This window comes from Exiguobacterium sp. KKBO11, assembly GCF_001644945.1.
Lineage (GTDB): Bacteria > Bacillota > Bacilli > Exiguobacteriales > Exiguobacteriaceae > Exiguobacterium_A > Exiguobacterium_A abrahamii.
Map to the genome: position 1 here is coordinate 206,749 of NZ_LUCU01000011.1, position 17,156 is coordinate 223,904.

The following is a 17,156-nucleotide window of genomic DNA, read 5'->3' on the forward strand; positions in this document are numbered from 1 at the left end:
CTAATTAGTTTGGAAGTTTTGATGTATCGACGATGCGACCTTCAATCTTGTAGTCGACTTGACCGAGTGATTTCGTGAAATCACGTAGGTTTTCCCAGTCCGAGAGACCGAGGTCTGTGACGCGACCAGCTTTGTAAGCTGTCTCGAATGGTGTGAGACCATCGCCACCTTTAGCTGTGAAGGCATTCGTTGCGATGACATAGGTCTTCGCTGGATCGATGACTTCGAATGTGCCGTTGTTGTTGACTTCCATCTTCGTGACGCGTTCGCCTTTAGCTTTTGTGCTATCGTATTCGAACTTCATCCCAGAGACGTGGAGGAAGCCACCGTTTTCGACCGGTGCCACACCAACACTGATTTCGAGGAGAGCCTTAATTTCTTCTCCTGTCATTTTAGCTGTCGCAAGCGTGTTACCGAATGGAAGCGTCGTTAAGACTTCACCGACTGTGAGTGGTCCGGCATCGATAGCAGCACGGATACCACCACCGTTTTGCATCGCGATGACTGTATCTGTATTGTATTCTTTTGCTTTTTTGAGCATGCCGTCCGTGATCAAGTTTCCGAGAGCTGTTTCGCTGTTACGGACACTGACTTCACCACGTGGGTTTGGAAGAGCATTAACGATGTTCGCACCGACTTCTTCGTTTTTCAATTCAGCGATTTGATCGGCATATGGTTTGAGGATTTCAGCTGCACGAACGTCTTCAGCTGCTTTTGAAACGTCGATCAGTGATCCGTTGTACTCCGTCAGCTTCCCTTTGTAGTCGAACGTCAAATCAAGATTTCCGAGGAAATCACCGTATTGGTATGCTTGAGCGATGATCGTTGGTTCTGTTTTGCCTGGTACGACCGTTTCGTCGACAACGACTGGTTTTTCAAGTTTCGTATGCGAGTGACCACCGACGATGACGTCGATCCCATCGACGTTACGTGCGAGCAGTTGATCGTTATCGATTGCTTCGTTATCATCGAATCCGATATGTGTCAAGGCGACGATTTTATTGACGCCACGATCTTCGAGTTTCTTCACGGCCGCTTTCGCACTCGTGATGTAGTTCGCGAACGCCACCGTACCTGGGCTTGCGATATCAGCAGTTTCTTCAGTCGTCAAACCGAAGAAGCCGATTTTTTGTCCTTTGTATTCCTTGATGATCCCTTGATAGATTTTGCCACGCTCTGGTCCGGCTGTGATCGTTTTCTTTTGTAGACCGTTGAAGAGTTCGTTTTTACTGAAATCAACGTTCGCCGTGATGAACGGGAATTTCGCTTTCGTGACGAAGTTTTTCAAAGCGATGTTGTTGTCTGTATCGCCGAGATCGAACTCGTGGTTACCGAATGTCATCATGTCGTACTTCATGTAGTTCATCAGTTCAAGATCCGCTTGGCCAAGGAACTTGTTGAAGTAGAGTGATCCAGAGAAGACATCACCAGCATCTAAGAGAAGTGATGGTTTACCTTCTGCGCGGTAAGCAGAGCGAAGTTCTTTAATGACAGTGGCCCGCTTCGGTGCTTTATCGAGGTTCGCATGCGTGTCGTTCGTATGCATCAAACCGATCGAGAAGTCATCCGTGTTGACGTCGAGCACCGTGATTTTTGCTTTTAATGTAATCGTCTTACCAAGACGCGTATAACTTGCGACCGCATATTTCACACCCGCTTCGCTCGTATCAACCTTCGACCAGCGGACTGGCTTGTCATAGATGCGACCTGTTGCATAAAGAACAGCTAGTGTTTTCGGCAATTCTGGTTTTTGATCGACATAGATTGTCTGATCTGCGACCTTCTCGACGAACTTCACTGCGTAGTTCTGAATGTAGATTTTGATTTCGATTGGATTCTTTTTCTTGCCGTATGTGCCTTTGACCGTTTGATAACGGTTGAACGCATGGCGATCGTAAGATTTCCACGTGATCTTCTCACCTTTATATGTAGCAGGGAGTTTGACCGGAGCACCTTTCGTGAAGACGAGTGACTTGAGTTTGACCGTTTTGACTTTGACATGTGTTGCAGCCGAAACTGTCGTTTGAGCAACGGGCACGATTGCCGATGTCGTCAGGGCGACAGCAACAGCTGCCGCGTAAAGCGGTTTTGATTTGTACATACGTAAAAATCCTCCTTCAAGAGTGGGGTATGAATGCAAGGTCGGGATGCGATCGTTGACCTCTTCTTCTACTATAAAGGGTTCGGAAAGCTTCGTGGGATGAACCTTTTGTAAATAACGTAAATTCTTAGGTCCGACGACAAGACAACCCACGGAAGTCGTTTGCTCGTAAGCTTTAGAATCCGAACGTTCGCCTTCATAGATAAATGATAACGCTTTCATTATATCTTGTCTTAAATAAAAATGAAACGAAAGAATATTACCAATCGTTAAACATTCCCATTAAATGTCGATTTTTTAGTGGTCCTGAATTGCTAAATATTGTATGATATCAGTATACAGACAGTTCGGATGAAAAGAGGCAACGACAGATGAATGATACGATTCGAGGCGGTGTCCTCGTCGGCATTATTTGTGTGATCACCGTCCTCCTCGTATGGGGGCTCGCATCACCACCGACGACGATTGAGTTTCCACATTTTAATCATGCGTAAGGAAACAAACTAGGAGATGACCGGTGGTGGACCCGCCGGTTTTTGTCGTGCCTGAAAAACTACAGTTTGGTGTCGGTTCGTCCAATACATTGACACGCTTTTTCACGATAGCTAGAATTGATTAAGTGTATATAGGAAGTATTGCTTCTGCATGCACGAATGAGTGGACAAAGGAGGCGAGTCGGAATCGACCGGGCAAGGTCCCGTTCACGCGGAGAGAGCGTTCGTTTGAGCAATCGCGGACGGCATCTGTCTTTTTTTGAGTGGAATCAACGAATATGAAAATAAAATACATGTATCATGAATCGGAAGGAACTTACACTTATGCTGAAAGAAATGAGAAGTATCATCCGGGAACAGGTGGAGAATTTCCCCTTGATTCGCCGGTTGGCGCGATATGAAATCAAATCAGCGCATGCAGAGCAACGCCTTGGCCTTTTATGGGAGCTCCTCAATCCGGGTCTCCAAATCTTCATCTATTGGTTCGTCTTCGGTGTCGGTCTTAAAGGGAATAAGAACGTGGATGGCGATATTCCATTCATCGTCTGGCTCCTTTGCGGGATCGTCGTCTGGTTCTTCATCAATGACGCGTTACTACGCGGATCGAACTCGATCAACAGTCGTCTCGCAATGGTGACGAAGATGCGTTTCCCGATGAGCGCGATTCCATCGTATGTCATCCTATCGCGGATGTATCAACATTTTGCGATGCTCTTGATCGTCTTCATCGTCATCATCGCAAACGGTATCCCGATCACATGGAAGTTACTCCAGTTGCCGTATTATATGATCGCGACGTACATTTTCGTCTATGCGTTCTCACTTTGTTTTTCAACACTCATCACACTCGTCAAAGACATCCAGCTCTTCTTGCAGTCGATGATGCGGATGCTCTTTTATATGACACCAATCCTCTGGAACATTGAACGGTTCCCGGACTTCTTACACGGCGTCCTTCGTTTGAACCCTGTCTTTTATCTCGTCGAGGGATACCGGGCGAGCTTGCTCGGAGGGCATTGGGTCTGGCAGGAGTGGCCGACCGGTCTGTATTTCTGGAGTGTGACGCTTCTGTTGTTCACAGCGGGAACATTCTTGCACATCAAGTTCCGTAAATCATTCACTGAGCTCGTCTAAGGGAAGGAAATCGCCATGTCTATGATTAAACTCGACCATGTCACGAAACGCTTCGACATGGTCACGACTACAAAAGAAAAATTCAAGCTCTTGTTCAAGAATCAAAGCAAGAGCGTTAAAACATTTACTGCACTACGGGATGTCTCGCTCGAGATCGGCTCGGGAGAAGTCGTCGGACTCGTTGGTATCAATGGATCCGGTAAATCGACGTTATCGAACTTGATTTCAGGTATCATCTATGCAAACGAAGGAGACGTCGCGATCAATGGTGAAGTTGCGATCATCGCCGTCTCACAAGGGTTGAAGAACGTCCTGACGGGGCGGGAGAACATTCGCTTGAAGTGTCTCATGCTTGGGATGGACGACGCAGAAATCGAGCGTCGGATGCCCGGCATCATCGATTTCGCGGATATCGGTGACTTTATCGATCAGCCGATCAAGAAGTACTCGAGTGGGATGAAGTCGCGCCTCGGCTTCGCGATCGCGGTTAATGTCGACGCCGACATCCTGATCGTCGATGAAGCGTTATCGGTCGGGGACCAAACTTTCTACAACCGTTGTATCGATAAGATGAACGAATTCAAGGAAGAAGGGAAGACAATCATCTTCGTCAGTCACTCGCTCTCGCAAATCAAGAGCTTCTGTGAGCGGGTCGTCTGGCTCGAATACGGTCAAGTCCGCCTCGACGGAACGACGAAGGATGTCTTGCCGGAGTATAAGAAGTTCCTCGCTGAATATAAGAAGTGGTCGAAAGAGGAACAACATCAATACCGTCGCGATCGCTTGAAAGAACAAGCAGCGAATGCGCGGTCTGGTAAAGAAAACGCAGATTCAGCGGACACGGTCAAACACCCAGGTTGGATTTTGTCGGGTCTTGGTCTCATCGTTCTCGCAGCAGGGAGTTTGATGGTCATTGACGAGACCCCGTCTTTAACGAACCTCAGCGACGCGATCTTGAAGTTCTTTTAATGTTAAACCAGATGCATTTACATCTGGTTTTTTTGTTCTGTAAAGTAGGATTCTTACGTCAGTGTAGAGAAAATGAGTAACGAGAGAGAAGTAGAATCGGAAGAGCTGAGAATCCATACAAAAAAACGGAGTCGAGGACTCCGTTTGCATCAGGTTTGTGAGCGATCCATATAGGTTTTGACGTGTGGAGCTTCATACGTCGCGAAGCGTTCAAGTAGACGATCAGGATTTGACTCGACGATAAGCATCGCACGGTGTTCCGGAATCAGGAATCCTTGACGTTCCATCGTGTCAAATAGAGCGATCAAGGGATCATAGTATCCTTCGATATTGAGTACACCGCACGGTTTTTCGTGTAGACCGAGTTGCGCCCACGTGAAGACTTCAAAAAACTCTTCCATCGTACCGGGACCACCAGGGAGAATGATGAATCCGTCGGCAAGCTCTGACATCTTCGCTTTCCGCTCGTGCATCGAGGGAACGAGATGCAATTCAGTCAGTCCGGGGTGGGCAAGTTCCTTTTCTTGTAGAAAATGAGGCAAGACACCGATTGCCTGACCTTGAGCAGCAAGCGTAGCGTCCGCGACAGCCCCCATCGTTCCAACACGGGAACCGCCGTATACGAGTCCGATGCCGCGCGCGGCGAGCGCTTGACCAAGCGTACCCGCTGCCTCGCGAAAGACTAGGCTAGCACCATCTTTGGAACCACAAAATACAGCAAGTCTATTCATGAAACAGAACCTCCTTCGTTATCTTCACCATAGCATATTCGGTGATCGGACGGCAGAGTAGACCAGAAAGGAGATCGATATGCGACCACGTACGATTGTTTGGCTCGTCTTAATTATCGCAGCAATCAATTTAGGACTTGGGATATGGATGCCGGATACGTCAACGCGAACGACGATTAGTTCAATACTACTAGGTGTGATTGTCGTCCTCGGTATCTTTTACGTCATCGCGTTACGACAATCCTCAAAATAAAGAGAGCTCGTTCGACTCGTAGGAGTTGGATGAGCTCTCTTTTTGTCTGTTACGGAATTTCATCGTGATGGAATATTCAAAAAAATCTATTTTCATACACAAGTTCGACACATTGACGGATGATTTGTAAAAAACACACAGTATTCAGGACATATGACTCGAGTCAAAAGTCATGCAAAGTGAAAATAATGTGTAAAATACCATAATTATTCGTATTCGAATATTCAGAGGGGGTCTAAGGTTATATGATGTTGTTACGAAGCCATACGAAAAATAATAGGAGGTTATTTAAATGAACTTGAAAAATAAATTAGTCGTAGCAAGCACAAGTGCTTTATTAGTATTAGGACTTGGTGTGTCAGTATCAAATAATACTGTACAAGTTGCGAAGAACGACCTTCCAGCAGAGTTTTCAGTGAAGCAAGTTGCGAAGAACGACCTTCCAGCAGAGTTTTCAGTAAAGCAAGTCGCGAAGAATGATCTTCCAGCAGAGTTTTCAGTAAAGCAAGTCGCGAAGAATGATCTTCCAGCAGAGTTTTCAGTAAAGCAAGTCGCGAAGAATGATCTTCCAGCAGAGTTTTTAGTGCAGCAAGTTGCGAAAAATGATCTTCCAGCAGAGTTTTCAGTAAAACCACTTGCTTAATCTGTTACTGTTCAATGAATTGGCTTTTTCCATTTAAAAGAATTTGTTTATACTCATTCATTTGCAGTATGTCAAATAGAAGATAAGCTTTTTGATAAGAGTCTTTTATCAAACTTAATTCTTCTTCCATGAGTTCTAAGGCATAAGCTTTTTGATAATAAAGTTGACCTAGTAATGACATATCTTTAAATCGTAAGCATTGTAAGATGCCATCATTGATGTATTTTAAAGCATCGGTTGGTCTTTTTAAATCAATCAAGACTTTTGAAGTATTATATAAAATTCGTATTTTTTCTACCAGTAGTTCGTCACTATCAAACTTCAAGTTAATTAATTCTTCATACACTTTAAGACCATACAAATAGTTCTTTTTTTCATAATAGAGAGTAGCGATTGCTGATTTTAATCGAACTAACATTTTAGGTGAAAAATAGATAGTTGAATATTTTTCTGCGAGTAATTGTAATTCTACTATACAAGTTCGGTAATCTATTTTATTCATACGATATGCACTTATATGAAGATAGTATGAGTAAAGTGACCTTAATTCTTCATCAAAACTCATTGTATTTACTTTTTCTTGAGATTCTCGATAAATCATTTCATACTCTTGATTTTGAAAAGCAGTCAATAATCGATCATCTGTTAGACGGAGAGAGTCAACATGAGAGTTACTGTTATTAAGAAATGCAGTTATAGGAACCTGTAATCGACGCGATAACGCATACAGCAATTCGACTGTCGGTGAATGCGTACCACTCTCGATCTTACTAATCTCTGCTTGACTGCAAATTCCGTTCGCTAAATCCTTTTGTGTCAGATTATGTTTCTTCCGCAGTCGGCGTAATGCTAAGCCGATTTGCGGTGACATGAATTGATCCATCGGCTCCTCGTCCTTTCGTGGAGATTGAACTGGTATAGGGTATCAACTTCTATTATAGAAGCGAACCAAACTAGATACTACTGATTTACTTGATTTCGTATCAATGTTTCAACGACCATCTCACTTGATTTAGAAAGGGGTACAACCATGACACTCATCTTAAAAGAAACGCGACGTAACATGACTTCATGCGCTTGGTGTCTCAATCCTGCTACCGTCTCCGTCGCCCCCCTCGCTCATCGGGAAATGGACCGGACTGCTACGAAACCTAAGGCAAACGTTAAATCGGCTTAATCCACACAAAAGGACTTCATTCGGCTATTAGAATGAAGCCCTTTTTTCAATCATTTGATGAGAAAGGAGAGAGGACATGATCGGATTATCGCTTTTATCGGAACAAGACGGCTGGCTGCAACGTTCTCTACCATCGCTTGATCTGCAAACGTTTTGTGAGACGCACCGTATTTCGCTCGACGCGTTTGATTACGACACACATACGTTCCATGATTTACTCGACTATATGGATTTTCAGGAGTATGAGCATTACGTCTTCGTCCTCCAAGGGGAAGGCGAACGGACGTTACGACTCGTTGCGTATTTGCAACACGAGATGTTGCATGTTCAGTTCCACTTGATTCGTCCAAATGGAGAAGTCCTGTTTGGACAACCGGATTTCCTGAATGGTCTCTTCTTACCGCAGGAAGACATGCCTGATTCTGCATCCGTTCCAGCTGTCCATCATGCGCTTCTCTCATTGATGACAGGTGTGTATCCAGCGTCGGTGCCACATCATCCGCAACCGTTGCGTCATGTCTACATCGAAGACAGCTCATTACTGGAGAAGATTCCGGCAAGCAATTTCCAGGCGATGACGATCAACAGTGTCATCTATTTTGATCATCCGATGCGCCACGATCTACCGATCATCGAACTGATGAGTCGGACACCGATTCTGTTGACGTTTTCCGATCGTCTTTCTCCCTCGCTTGATTCGCAACTAACGGTCTTATCGCGTGACGCGCTAGCAGAGCGATTAGTGGACTGGCAACAAACGGGACGAATTCAAAACAATCAATCGATGGGGATCCTCGATTATGCGACGTTAAGTGGATTACGCGTCTCGCATCGACTGTTCTTCTTTGCGGACGGGATTTACGCCGATCGACAGAAGACGATTCAGTTGAGTGCAGATATCTCCGTTGATATCGAGTCATTCCGAGAACAGCAACCTCAACCTGACGCGCTTGCATCACAAACTGAACTGGAGCTGTTTCCTCTACTGTATCAACTGGCAGGAACGTTTCAGGGAACGAGCCGTTTCATCACACCGTACTCTGATCTCGAATTGCCTCGGACGTCCGGGCGAATCGGACCGTTGACGTTAATCGGCATTCAAAACGAGGAAGGCTGTTTTGCGTTCGACCGGACGACGTTACGCTTATTTGAGACGAACGAAGCGTTCCTTTGGATTCTCGAAGCGGATCAAAAGGAGCAGTTCGACGTATTACCGGAACGACTGGGCGCAGATTATGCAGAAGCGATTCAGCACTACAAGGAGTTGATGTATCATGGGTGATGTCTTATTTGGTCCATTCTTGCGTAAAGGGAGCTACTCGCGCGTCCAGGTACTGAATCATGTTCAGGCAGATGAACGATTCGGTCAACTGTATCAGGAAGCGCAACAGTTAAATGAAGTCGATGAGCTGATGCTGTATCGGCGTTATTTACAAAAAGGGGAGCGGATCCTGTTTCATGGAACGTTTGATCCGGCGCTCTTTAATCTCTTGTCGGATGAAGGGTATGATCTTTATCTGATCGAACCGGAAGCTGCCCGGACGAAACAGATTGCGGAGAAGTATCAACATAAGATTTACGGCTGGAGTCATGACGTGACGGACGTCGTCGGTCCGGAGTACTTTGATCGAATCATCTTACCGGGAACGACGATTTTACGTTATACGCGCGGAGAGCTTTTGTTGTTTTTTCGAAACATCCGTCAATTGCTGCGACCAAGTGGACGCTTGCTCGTGTCCTTGTATCGCGTCGATCATCTAAAATCGATCGCTCATCCGATCGCGACGCGACGTTTTCAAAAAACTTTGCTGTTCTATGGCTATCAAGTCGACGGTGAACGTTTATTGTTCAACGCCTATCTCAAATCGGAGAATGAGGAAAAAATCAGTTATGCGGTCGAATATTTGTATGAACCGAACACGCTGTTTGAATTTGCGACGCTATCGCGCTATCGTGGACAATTTTTGTACGAAGGAAAGACGACACTCGTGCTGGAGTTCGAAAAACAATAAGTATAAAATATAATGTGATAATAAAAAGAAAAATATATGTAATATACTGGTTTGAATAGGTCTAAAGACTGGGTAATGAGATACAGTAGTTTCCTTTTCACGATTCGAAGTACATCATGAGAAAGAGGAGCCAGACACATCATGGAAAATCAGAGCGGAAGTACCTTTCAGCAAAGCTGTTTATCGTTCATTGAGACCTTGTTTCCAGATGAATCTTTTTACTTCTTAGAAGAATCGAAAGCAACGGACGCCTTTGGGCATCCCGGTCGACAATTGTTCTTCTCTTCACCGGTCCGTACCCTGAAATTCAGCGTACTCGCGCAGGCGCATCAGCGCTACGCACGCGTATTCGTATCCGAGAAAACAAGTGAGAATACGTTTTTTCGTCAGTTACTAGAAGCGACATATGAAGACGGACAATTGTACATTGACCATATCGTTCAAACGGAATAAGAAAAAGGAATCAAAATCTGCTGATTTTGATTCCTTTTTTTACGCCTCGATGGAGGAAAGCCCTCGTTTTAATGCCTGATCAATGGACGTCGCCATCTCATCTCGGACGTCCGCTGAGACGAGGCGACCATCAAAATAGATTTCCTTCGATAAACTCAGGTGAACGAGTAAGTCCTCGAGAATGAGCTTCAGATCAAGCGGTTGCGAGGGTTCAAGCGCTTGTTGCATGAATTCATTCAACGAAGGATGCTGTACATACTTCGGATCGATGAGATCAATGACCGTCGTGTCTAAAGCAAGAGCTAATCGTTCTAGGACTTGAGGAGAGGGCATGCGCTGACCACGTTCGTAAGCGGAGATGTCCGTTGCTGTTTCCCCACACCGTTCAGCTAAAAACTTTTGAGTATACTTGTGTTGTTTGCGCAATTGCATGATTTTTTTACCTAGTGCACGATTCATGGCACTCCACTCCTATTCTTCAGGTCATCGTGTATAGTACTAATTAACCACTTTCATTATAAAAGAAACCTGTGAAATGTAAAATATCGTTTTTCAAGGAAACTAAAAAAATGAAATGGGTTAAACTAGAAATTGAATTTTAGAAAGAATCCGCCAATTTTCTGGGGTCTATGCTATTGTAAAATGATATTAAAAAAGGAGTGTCTTCATGAAAAAAATCACGTGGTCCGGCTACGTCGTCCTTGCCGTTCTATTGATCCTCTTCATCTCAAGTTCGATGCCGTATCAAGCGCAATCCATCAAACCAGGGTTATCGCGATTCATTCCGTTAGGATTCGTCGATCATCTGCGTTTCATCTCCTTTTCCTATCATGGAGAAGTTAGTGTCGCTGCCCTTGGACGAAGTGGCTTCATTGAGTTTTTCATCCGAAAAGCTGCCCATGTCTCGACATTTCTCGTATTAGGGATCGGATTGATTGATTTGACACGTCGTCGTCTGACACCAGGACTTGCCGTCTTGTTCGCCTATTCGTTAGCGATCATGGTCGCTGTCTTTGATGAATTTCATCAAATCTTGACAGGGGACCGGACGGGACTCATCCAAGACGTCTTACTCGATGGAACTGGCGCCTTGATTGGAATCGGATGTTATTTACTCATCTATAGGAAAAAAGTACGACGCCAAGCAGGAAGTGTTTCCTTCCAGCACGAAAAGAACAGGCATCACTTTTAACGAAGGAGACTGCCCTATGAAGACTTCCCATTTGTTGATGACGAGCGTCGGTCGCCGGACGAAGCTAGTCGAGTATTTCGTCCGTGAGATGCCGGACGGTCACGTCAGTACTGCGGATTGTAGTTCACTCGCACCGGGTCTCTATATGACAGAACGCCATCATCTCGTTCCCTGCATTGATGCACCGGATTATATCGATCATTTGCTAGAGTTGTGTCAGCGCGAACAGGTGACGGCGCTATTGTCATTGATTGATCCTGAACTGGAATTGCTCGCAGCGGCGACGGAACGGTTTGAAGCCATCGGTGTCACGGTCCTCGTCTCACCGATGGATGCCTGTCGTCTCTGTTTCGACAAGTACGCGATGTATACGTATTGTGTCGCGGAAGGGATTGCGCATGCGCGGACATATGTGACGCTCGAAGCATTCCGGAGCGCGCTTGCGCAAGGGGAGGTCCAGTTCCCGGTCTTCGTCAAACCACGCAATGGGAGTGCCAGTCTCCATGTCCAGGCGGTCTCCTCCCTTGAAGTCGTTGAAGGACTGTTTGCTGTTCATCCGGATTTATTGATTCAAGAATACTTAAGAGGACAGGAGCTCGGTGTTGACGTCTATGTCGACTGGTTGACGCATGAAGTGACGGATATCTTCATTAAGGAGAAACTCGTCATGCGTGCAGGGGAAACGGATAAGAGTCGCTCCATCAAACGCGACGATGTCTTTGAACTGGTCGAACACGTTTTACATGGAACCGGTCTTGTCGGTCCGCTTGATTTCGACCTGTTTGATGTTGACGGAACGCTCTACTTATCAGAGATCAATCCGCGATTCGGTGGGGGATATCCACATGCTTATGAATGCGGCGTCAATTTTCCGAAAGCGATCCGAAACAATCTGCAGGGACAACGTAATTCCCGACGCATCGGAGCTTATGCGGAAGACATCTATTTATTGAAACACGACACGGTGACGCTGTTGCCTGCGTCTCTCCTTGAGCAAATTAAAAAACCATAAGCGCGCGAAAAAGGAGTGACCCGGTAGTGATACCGGGTCACTCCTTTTAGGTAGAAGAGCAGAATCAAGAAAGAGAGACGCGTGCACGCTTGAGGCATTGCACGGCGGAGGTCCAGCTACCGAAGAGGGCGTTGATCGTCGAGGTACTCGGAACCGAGCGACCTTCTGCCCATTTCCGATAATGAATGATACTGAGGGAAGGTAATTCTTCTTGCGCCTGCCGCAGTGCTTCAAGGACATCTTCTTCGACCCATTTCCGGCGAGGCGGTGCGATGTCGAGGCAAGCGAGGGCATCTGCCCATGAACCGTATTTACGGGCAATCGTCGCGACTGTCGGATGTCCATTTTCCTGTGCCCAAATTGCATACGTCTGTGTCGTCAGACGGGGGAGGACATCGGAAGCTTCGAGTAAGGCTGTGATGATGCGTTCTTCCGTCATCGAGATGGAACGTGTCATCTCGATCTGTGCTTCTTCGAGCGCACGTGACCAAGAACCGAAACGTAAGTTGATCAATGTCAAGGATGGTCCATGTTTCGCCTTTGCCCATTCCCGGTAGCTGTTGCTATGGAAAGGGTGTAAGCGTGTCGATGCTTCCTTGATGAAAGCAAGGATCTCTTCATCTGAAAAGTACGGACGAATCGATGAGAGACCGGCCGCTTGGAGTGCTTCACGCCAAGAGCCGAATACATTGATGATCGTCGTGATCGACGGAATATCTTTTCCAATCGACCAACGTGCATACGTCTTTGCGTCGAGAGCGGGATATTCGATACTAGCTTCGATTAGGCTATCGATGACTTGTTGTTCTGTCCATTTCTTCATGATGTCATACCCCTTTCGTGTAGGTGCTCTAGGTGTGGGTACTGTCGTGAGGTGGAAGTCGACGAAGCGACGTATAAGCGAGAAGACTGAGCCAAATGAAATAAAATCCACTCGGTCTTACGAGAATGCTTTCCGTGAATTGAAGTAGTCCGAGCCAGCCAGTAAGCAACAGGGCGAGAAAAGTGAGATCCGTCGTCTGAATCCGAAACAGTCGATAGAACAGATACAGAAAGACTGCACCGTACAGCAAACAACCGATGAGTCCGAATTCATAAAGATGGGTGATCGGTGTGCTGTGGAACGTATAGAGAACTTGTTCGTTCAGTTGTTCCTGCAGACCGCGTGGGGCACTTCCAATCCCGTGTCCGAACCAAAGCGAATCAGTGGAAGCGCGCCATCCTGCTTGCCAAAGCGTAAATCGTCCGTTGAGACTGAGCAAACGGGGAAGCAGTCCTTGAAACGCAAAGACAGCTAGGAGAATCAAGCTTCCCGTTACGTAACATGCTGTCACCTGCATCCTGCGTCTCGTCCCTTCAACCATTCGAATACTCGTCAAGAGAGCAAGGAGGAGAAAAGAATAGATTCCTGTCTGCGAACCACTTCGAAGTAGGGCGATGGTGATGAGAAGGAGGAGAACAGCATGTAGAAAGCTTTGCCGACGTGGGAACTGTTTGAGTAGATAGAACCAAGCAAACAGTCCGCCTGGAACAAGCCACGCTGCAAACGTATTCGGATTGTTCATCAGACCAGCGAGGCGAAGGAATGAGCCTTGTTCCCCGACGTACAATTGTGGAAACGATAAGGGACCGATCCGAAGCCATTGCAGGTTTTCGACCGGGATATACTCTGAACCAAATGAGACGATGAGGGCATAGGAAGCGAGAAAGACGGTCTGTCCATAAAGAAAGTGACACAAAAGCCGTTGCCATTGTTCGATCGATGTACGCGAGAGCGAAGAGACGATGCCAACGAATAGCCAAGTCGAGATGAGGTAAAGCGAAGCGAGAACACGATCCGTATTCGCGTTAAAAAAGAAAAAAATGATATGAAATGTCAGATAAATCAGAAAAATGATTACAATTTGATGCCCAGTCGCTCGATTGGCACGATAGAACGGTCGTAAGATGAACCAACAGACGCTGAACAGAACGATATAGATGGGAAGCAACCAAAGAGACCACTGTTTCGGCAACACTTCGTCCGTAAACGATAAGGGACGAATCCAAGCATCGAGCATGATCCAAACGACTAGGATGGATAAGGCAAACGATATGGGTATATTGGCTGATTTTAACATGATTTCTAAAGACTATCCACCCTTCATATAGGACTTATTACCGATTTAAGCACTTTTTAATCATCAAATTGGTATTTACCCTTATCTTTCAAAACATCATGCAGATAAATGAAAAAATATTAAGGAAACCGTGATCATTTTTTCGTGAATCGCGTTTTTTTTGTGATATGAATTCATGCTGTGAACTAGTGTCACGCAAGCGAGATAGCTACCGAAAAAAATATAATCATTTCCACCAAGCTCTAATTGTTTTAGGAACCGATTGGAAATAAGGTGTAGACATAACCAATGTCCATCCATTCGGTCAAGTCAGAAAGAGGTGAACAACAGTGAGCTCGATGCATCAAAGAAAAACCTTCGGAGATCATTTGACGACGCTCCGACGCGGCTGGTGGTTACTCGCACTCTTCATGATTCTCTTTGCGGGAGCCGGATATGCGCTTAGCACGTATGTCATCCCGAAGACATACGAGGCGACAGCCTACATCCTCGTCGTTCCTCAAGCGAACGCAGAGGCGACATCGACGCCGACACTCGTCAGTACCTATCAAGATATCCTACGAAGCCCAGAGGTCGTCGATCAGGTCGCCCAAAAGATGAACGTCACCGACAAGCGGTTATTCGATTTGACGGATCGTCTGACGGTCTCGAGCAATCTCGATTCGCAAGTCATCGCCTTATCCGTCAAGGATCGTTCAGCGGAGCAGGCAGCTATCCAGGCGAATACGATGACGGAAGTCTTCCAGGATTACCTCCCGCAACTGATCAACACGAGTAAGACGGAAGTGTTCTCGAGCGCACGGATTCCAACGAAACCCGTGTCACCGAACATTCTGATGAATACAGGCATCGGTGGCGTCCTTGGTCTGATGCTCGGACTCTTGATCGTTTATTCTCGCTCGTTAAGCAAAAAGGAAGCGACACGCGAATCCACTGATAGTTATCCGAAAGCGATTCCCCGCAGTCATTCATGAGAGAGGAGAGGAGACACCGTCATGCAGCATTCCCCGCTCACCCCGTACCGTCGGCAGTTGAAGATCGGACTCCTTCGCCTGATCGACGCCGGAATCATCGCACTCGCGACTGTCGTTACGTTCTACTTCTTTAATCCGCTCCATCTCACCGTCAACTTCGAGTTGCAGGACGCACTCGAAATCGCTCTCATCCAGTGGGTCGCCCTTACGTTCGTTGCACACTGGATGCGCTTCTATCAAATCATCTGGCGTTACGCGAGTCTTCGTGATCTCGCCGTTCTCCTCGTCGTCGTTCTCGCCAGCAGTTTCGTCTTACTTGGTCTTGAATACGCGTTGTTCGACTTCGCGGTCGAACGAGCGATCTTCTTGCAGACCGGACTCGTCTTGAACGGTATCTTATTCGTCCGTCTGTTGATTCGTGGACGTAGCTTAAGACTCGTTCCTGACAATAAGACGCTCGGCAAACGAACACTCATTATCGGTGCCGGTGCTTCCGGTCAGATGATCACAAAAGAACTGAAGCAAAAGAAGTCGCACATCTTAAACGTCGTCGGCTTACTTGATGATTCGCTTGAACTACGCGGGATGCGGATTCACGGTGTTCCCGTCATCGGAGCAATCGACCAACTCGAATGCATCATCGAGGAACAAAAAATTGAAGCGGTCGTCCTGGCAATCCCATCGTTACCTTATCCGCAGCGGGTTGAATTGCTGAACCGGATCAAACAAACCCAAGTCGAAGCGCATACGTTACCGATGCTCGTCGAACTGGCGTCCGGAAAGGTCTCGATCAAACAAATCCGTGAAGTCTCAATCGCCGATTTACTCGGTCGGGAACCGGTCGAACTCGATATTACGGAAATCGAACGAAGCGTTCATAGCGCGACCGTCCTCGTCACCGGTGCTGGTGGTTCGATTGGTTCCGAGATTTGCAGGCAACTGATTCGCTTCCGTCCTGAACGGCTCATCCTTCTCGGACACGGCGAAAACAGCATCTACCTGATCCGCCGGGAGCTCGAGTGTCTCAGTCGAGACATCCAGTTCGAATCCGTCATCGCCGATGTTCAGGACAGTGACCGGATGCTTGAAGTCATGCGACGGTTCGAACCAGATCTCGTCTATCACGCGGCAGCCCACAAGCACGTACCGCTGATGGAGGATAACCCAAGCGAAGCCGTCAAGAACAACATCTATGGAACACGCAACGTCGCTCGAGCGGCGGAAGCAGCCGGTGTCAAACGCTTCGTCATGATTTCGACCGATAAGGCCGTCAATCCGACGAGTGTGATGGGGGCGACGAAACGAATCGCCGAGATGGTCATCCAGCAGATGGCGCGTAACAGCGAGACGACGTTCGCTGTCGTCCGATTCGGCAACGTCCTCGGGAGCCGCGGTTCCGTTATTCCACTCTTCAAAGAACAAATCGCGAAAGGCGGACCGATTACGATCACCGATCCCCGGATGACACGTTACTTCATGACGATCCCGGAAGCGAGTCGTCTCGTCATTCAAGCGAGTGTCCTCGCGAAAGGTGGCGAAGTGTTCGTCCTCGATATGGGTGAACCGGTCCACATCACGACACTAGCGAAGAACTTGATTCACTTGAGTGGATTCACGGAAGAGCAGATCCCAATCGTCTACAGCGGCATTCGAAAAGGCGAGAAACTCTACGAGGAACTGCTCGCTCGCGATGAAGTGCATGACGAACTCGTCTTCGACAAGATTCTTGTCGGTAAGACACGTCCCTTCGGATCCGTCGACCCGTACTTGCGTGAGATCGCCCAAGCGCTCGGACAGGACGAGGTACTTCGCCAGTATTTGTTAGACGTCACGAACGAAACCGATGCCGACCCGGTCGCACCGACGATGCGGATCGCTCGCAAATAGAGAG

19 protein-coding genes are annotated in these 17,156 nt (G+C 47.0%); 13 read left to right on the top strand and 6 right to left on the bottom strand.

Features of this window, described 5'->3' with window-relative positions:
- Nucleotides 1–4 precede the first annotated feature (4 nt).
- Entirely contained in the window at nucleotides 5–2,101 is a 2,097-nt protein-coding gene (locus AYO36_RS01295) for a 5'-nucleotidase C-terminal domain-containing protein (RefSeq protein ID WP_064299310.1), read from the bottom strand.
- A gap of 371 nt (nucleotides 2,102–2,472) precedes the next feature.
- Between AYO36_RS01295 and AYO36_RS17105 the strand changes: the two genes are divergently transcribed.
- The 3 genes from AYO36_RS17105 (at nucleotide 2,473) to AYO36_RS01305 (ending at nucleotide 4,698) form a co-directional block, all read left to right on the top strand.
- Nucleotides 2,473–2,595, top strand: coding sequence for a hypothetical protein (locus tag AYO36_RS17105; RefSeq protein ID WP_255359374.1), 123 nt, complete (start codon nucleotides 2,473–2,475; stop codon nucleotides 2,593–2,595).
- Between the two features lie 324 nt (nucleotides 2,596–2,919).
- On the top strand, nucleotides 2,920–3,729 hold the full coding sequence (locus tag AYO36_RS01300; protein WP_050678164.1) for an ABC transporter permease: 810 nt from the start codon (nucleotides 2,920–2,922) through the stop codon (nucleotides 3,727–3,729).
- 15 nt (nucleotides 3,730–3,744) lie between these two features.
- Nucleotides 3,745–4,698, top strand: a complete 954-nt coding sequence (locus AYO36_RS01305) for an ABC transporter ATP-binding protein (RefSeq protein ID WP_058705433.1) — start codon at nucleotides 3,745–3,747, stop codon at nucleotides 4,696–4,698.
- A 149-nt stretch (nucleotides 4,699–4,847) separates the two neighbouring features.
- Here the strand turns inward: AYO36_RS01305 and AYO36_RS01310 are convergent, their stop codons facing one another.
- On the bottom strand, nucleotides 4,848–5,429 hold the full coding sequence (locus AYO36_RS01310; RefSeq protein ID WP_064299311.1) for an LOG family protein: 582 nt from the start codon (nucleotides 5,427–5,429) through the stop codon (nucleotides 4,848–4,850).
- 79 nt (nucleotides 5,430–5,508) lie between these two features.
- On the opposite strand from AYO36_RS01310, the gene AYO36_RS16870 reads away from it, so the two are divergent.
- Both AYO36_RS16870 and AYO36_RS01315 read left to right on the top strand, forming a co-directional pair.
- Nucleotides 5,509–5,682 (top strand): hypothetical protein, encoded by a 174-nt coding sequence (locus tag AYO36_RS16870; RefSeq protein ID WP_023469413.1) that lies wholly within the window; start codon nucleotides 5,509–5,511, stop codon nucleotides 5,680–5,682.
- A gap of 292 nt (nucleotides 5,683–5,974) precedes the next feature.
- Nucleotides 5,975–6,325, top strand: a complete 351-nt coding sequence (locus tag AYO36_RS01315) for a hypothetical protein (protein ID WP_064299312.1) — start codon at nucleotides 5,975–5,977, stop codon at nucleotides 6,323–6,325.
- A gap of 4 nt (nucleotides 6,326–6,329) precedes the next feature.
- Here AYO36_RS01315 and AYO36_RS01320 read toward each other — a convergent pair whose 3' ends face one another.
- Nucleotides 6,330–7,208, bottom strand: coding sequence for a helix-turn-helix domain-containing protein (locus tag AYO36_RS01320; protein ID WP_064299313.1), 879 nt, complete (start codon nucleotides 7,206–7,208; stop codon nucleotides 6,330–6,332).
- A gap of 147 nt (nucleotides 7,209–7,355) precedes the next feature.
- On the opposite strand from AYO36_RS01320, the gene AYO36_RS16715 reads away from it, so the two are divergent.
- From AYO36_RS16715 to AYO36_RS01335, 4 genes are all read left to right on the top strand, one after another.
- Complete coding sequence (locus AYO36_RS16715; protein ID WP_156323178.1) at nucleotides 7,356–7,502, top strand: hypothetical protein; 147 nt, start codon at nucleotides 7,356–7,358, stop codon at nucleotides 7,500–7,502.
- Between the two features lie 76 nt (nucleotides 7,503–7,578).
- Nucleotides 7,579–8,784 carry a hypothetical protein gene (locus tag AYO36_RS01325; RefSeq protein WP_064299314.1) on the top strand — a complete coding sequence of 402 codons (1,206 nt, stop codon included), beginning with the start codon at nucleotides 7,579–7,581 and terminating at the stop codon, nucleotides 8,782–8,784.
- Complete coding sequence (locus AYO36_RS01330) at nucleotides 8,777–9,514, top strand: class I SAM-dependent methyltransferase (protein WP_064299315.1); 738 nt, start codon at nucleotides 8,777–8,779, stop codon at nucleotides 9,512–9,514. The genes AYO36_RS01325 and AYO36_RS01330 overlap by 8 nt, the downstream gene beginning before the upstream one ends.
- A gap of 141 nt (nucleotides 9,515–9,655) precedes the next feature.
- Nucleotides 9,656–9,967: a hypothetical protein gene (locus AYO36_RS01335; RefSeq protein ID WP_064299316.1), complete on the top strand. Its 312-nt coding sequence runs from the start codon at nucleotides 9,656–9,658 to the stop codon at nucleotides 9,965–9,967.
- A gap of 39 nt (nucleotides 9,968–10,006) precedes the next feature.
- On the opposite strand, the gene AYO36_RS01340 is transcribed toward AYO36_RS01335, so the two are convergent.
- Nucleotides 10,007–10,426: a helix-turn-helix domain-containing protein gene (locus tag AYO36_RS01340; protein ID WP_064299317.1), complete on the bottom strand. Its 420-nt coding sequence runs from the start codon at nucleotides 10,424–10,426 to the stop codon at nucleotides 10,007–10,009.
- Between the two features lie 208 nt (nucleotides 10,427–10,634).
- On the opposite strand from AYO36_RS01340, the gene AYO36_RS01345 reads away from it, so the two are divergent.
- Nucleotides 10,635–11,159 carry a VanZ family protein gene (locus tag AYO36_RS01345; RefSeq protein WP_050678156.1) on the top strand — a complete coding sequence of 175 codons (525 nt, stop codon included), beginning with the start codon at nucleotides 10,635–10,637 and terminating at the stop codon, nucleotides 11,157–11,159.
- 16 nt (nucleotides 11,160–11,175) lie between these two features.
- Nucleotides 11,176–12,171 (top strand): ATP-grasp domain-containing protein, encoded by a 996-nt coding sequence (locus AYO36_RS01350; RefSeq protein WP_064299318.1) that lies wholly within the window; start codon nucleotides 11,176–11,178, stop codon nucleotides 12,169–12,171.
- Nucleotides 12,172–12,235: 64 nt separating this feature from the next.
- On the opposite strand, the gene AYO36_RS01355 is transcribed toward AYO36_RS01350, so the two are convergent.
- Both AYO36_RS01355 and AYO36_RS01360 read right to left on the bottom strand, forming a co-directional pair.
- Complete coding sequence (locus AYO36_RS01355; RefSeq protein WP_029342637.1) at nucleotides 12,236–12,994, bottom strand: homing endonuclease associated repeat-containing protein; 759 nt, start codon at nucleotides 12,992–12,994, stop codon at nucleotides 12,236–12,238.
- Between the two features lie 28 nt (nucleotides 12,995–13,022).
- Nucleotides 13,023–14,291, bottom strand: coding sequence for an O-antigen ligase family protein (locus AYO36_RS01360; protein ID WP_064299319.1), 1,269 nt, complete (start codon nucleotides 14,289–14,291; stop codon nucleotides 13,023–13,025).
- Between the two features lie 338 nt (nucleotides 14,292–14,629).
- On the opposite strand from AYO36_RS01360, the gene AYO36_RS01365 reads away from it, so the two are divergent.
- Together AYO36_RS01365 and AYO36_RS01370 are read left to right on the top strand one after the other, a co-directional pair.
- A complete protein-coding gene (locus AYO36_RS01365) occupies nucleotides 14,630–15,265 on the top strand; it encodes a YveK family protein (RefSeq protein ID WP_231884634.1) in 636 nt (211 codons plus the stop codon).
- 21 nt (nucleotides 15,266–15,286) lie between these two features.
- Nucleotides 15,287–17,152, top strand: a complete 1,866-nt coding sequence (locus AYO36_RS01370) for a polysaccharide biosynthesis protein (protein ID WP_023469400.1) — start codon at nucleotides 15,287–15,289, stop codon at nucleotides 17,150–17,152.
- Nucleotides 17,153–17,156 lie beyond the last annotated feature (4 nt).

What these genes read in the sequence shown, in the direction of transcription:
- AYO36_RS01295 (WP_064299310.1), bottom strand. Translation starts at nt 2,101, where the DNA reads ATGTACAAATCAAAACCGCTTTACGCGGCAGCTGTTGCTGTCGCCCTG.
- AYO36_RS17105 (WP_255359374.1), top strand. Translation starts at nt 2,473, where the DNA reads ATGAATGATACGATTCGAGGCGGTGTCCTCGTCGGCATTATTTGTGTG.
- AYO36_RS01300 (WP_050678164.1), top strand. Translation starts at nt 2,920, where the DNA reads ATGCTGAAAGAAATGAGAAGTATCATCCGGGAACAGGTGGAGAATTTC.
- AYO36_RS01305 (WP_058705433.1), top strand. Translation starts at nt 3,745, where the DNA reads ATGTCTATGATTAAACTCGACCATGTCACGAAACGCTTCGACATGGTC.
- AYO36_RS01310 (WP_064299311.1), bottom strand. Translation starts at nt 5,429, where the DNA reads ATGAATAGACTTGCTGTATTTTGTGGTTCCAAAGATGGTGCTAGCCTA.
- AYO36_RS16870 (WP_023469413.1), top strand. Translation starts at nt 5,509, where the DNA reads ATGCGACCACGTACGATTGTTTGGCTCGTCTTAATTATCGCAGCAATC.
- AYO36_RS01315 (WP_064299312.1), top strand. Translation starts at nt 5,975, where the DNA reads ATGAACTTGAAAAATAAATTAGTCGTAGCAAGCACAAGTGCTTTATTA.
- AYO36_RS01320 (WP_064299313.1), bottom strand. Translation starts at nt 7,208, where the DNA reads ATGGATCAATTCATGTCACCGCAAATCGGCTTAGCATTACGCCGACTG.
- AYO36_RS16715 (WP_156323178.1), top strand. Translation starts at nt 7,356, where the DNA reads ATGACACTCATCTTAAAAGAAACGCGACGTAACATGACTTCATGCGCT.
- AYO36_RS01325 (WP_064299314.1), top strand. Translation starts at nt 7,579, where the DNA reads ATGATCGGATTATCGCTTTTATCGGAACAAGACGGCTGGCTGCAACGT.
- AYO36_RS01330 (WP_064299315.1), top strand. Translation starts at nt 8,777, where the DNA reads ATGGGTGATGTCTTATTTGGTCCATTCTTGCGTAAAGGGAGCTACTCG.
- AYO36_RS01335 (WP_064299316.1), top strand. Translation starts at nt 9,656, where the DNA reads ATGGAAAATCAGAGCGGAAGTACCTTTCAGCAAAGCTGTTTATCGTTC.
- AYO36_RS01340 (WP_064299317.1), bottom strand. Translation starts at nt 10,426, where the DNA reads ATGAATCGTGCACTAGGTAAAAAAATCATGCAATTGCGCAAACAACAC.
- AYO36_RS01345 (WP_050678156.1), top strand. Translation starts at nt 10,635, where the DNA reads ATGAAAAAAATCACGTGGTCCGGCTACGTCGTCCTTGCCGTTCTATTG.
- AYO36_RS01350 (WP_064299318.1), top strand. Translation starts at nt 11,176, where the DNA reads ATGAAGACTTCCCATTTGTTGATGACGAGCGTCGGTCGCCGGACGAAG.
- AYO36_RS01355 (WP_029342637.1), bottom strand. Translation starts at nt 12,994, where the DNA reads ATGAAGAAATGGACAGAACAACAAGTCATCGATAGCCTAATCGAAGCT.
- AYO36_RS01360 (WP_064299319.1), bottom strand. Translation starts at nt 14,291, where the DNA reads ATGTTAAAATCAGCCAATATACCCATATCGTTTGCCTTATCCATCCTA.
- AYO36_RS01365 (WP_231884634.1), top strand. Translation starts at nt 14,630, where the DNA reads ATGCATCAAAGAAAAACCTTCGGAGATCATTTGACGACGCTCCGACGC.
- AYO36_RS01370 (WP_023469400.1), top strand. Translation starts at nt 15,287, where the DNA reads ATGCAGCATTCCCCGCTCACCCCGTACCGTCGGCAGTTGAAGATCGGA.